The organism is Rhizobium sp. FG113 (genome assembly GCF_057809895.1).
Genome location: NZ_JBMDKV010000064.1, coordinates 1 through 957 on the forward strand (window position 1 = coordinate 1; position 957 = coordinate 957).

Annotated in this window: 1 protein-coding gene; it reads left to right on the forward strand. The window is 66.1% G+C overall.

The features are described from left to right. Window positions 1-56: 56 nt before the first annotated feature. On the forward strand, window positions 57-957 hold a 901-nt coding region (locus tag ACODTZ_RS36120; protein ID WP_489032119.1), incomplete at its 3' end, for an ISAs1 family transposase.

Consider the following 957-nt stretch of genomic DNA (forward strand, 5'->3'; position numbering starts at 1 on the left):
TCCTGTCCGCCTTCGAAGATGTCCCCGATCCCCGCGCCGAGAACACGCGACATGACTTGGGTGAGCTGCTGGTCATCGCCTTTGTGTCGGTCCTTTGCGGCGCGACCTCCTGCGCCGAGATGGCGGCCTTCGGGCGCGCAAAGGAAAGCGTTTTCAGGGGTTTCCTCAAGCTCAAGCACGCGGTTCCGTCGCATGACACCTTCTCGGCCGTGTTCCGGATGATCGATCCCAAGGCGCTCGATGCGGCTTTCGGGCGCGTGCTGGCCGATGTCGCGGCCCTCCTTCGTGATGGCGACGTGATCGCCGTTGACGGCAAGGCCCTGCGCGGGGCCCGCGATGCGGGAGAGAGCGGCCGGACGCGGATGATGGTCTCGGCCTATGCGGCGCGGCTGCGCCTGACGCTGGCCAGCGTGCCGGCCGATCGGGGTACGGAACTGGAGGCCGCCATCGAAGCGCTTGGCCTGATCGCGCTCAAGGGGAAGGTGGTGACCGCCGATGCCCTGCACTGCAATCGCCGTACGGTTGCTGCGATTAACGCGGGTGGTGGCGACTGGTGCCTGGCGCTCAAGGCCAACCAGGACTCGCTCCTGTCCGATGCCCGGGCCAGCTTCGGGGCCGAGCCAGACGCGCACCCAAGCGCGCTTTCCGAGGATATCGGCCACGGCCGGACGGAAACCCGAAAGGCGACCGTCGTTTCGAGCAAGGCTCTGGCAGAGCATCATGAATTCCCGGGCCTGAAGGCTTTTGGACGGGTCGAGGCCACCCGAAAAACAGCCGAGGGCACAACCTCGGAAACGAGGTACTTCGCGCTGTCCTGGGTGCCGACACCGGAGGTCCTGCTGGCGACCGTACGCGCCCACTGGGCTATCGAGAACAGTCTGCACTGGCAGCTGGACGTGTCGTTCCGCGAAGACGCGGCACGCAACCGCAAGGATAACAGCCCGGGCAACATCGCCA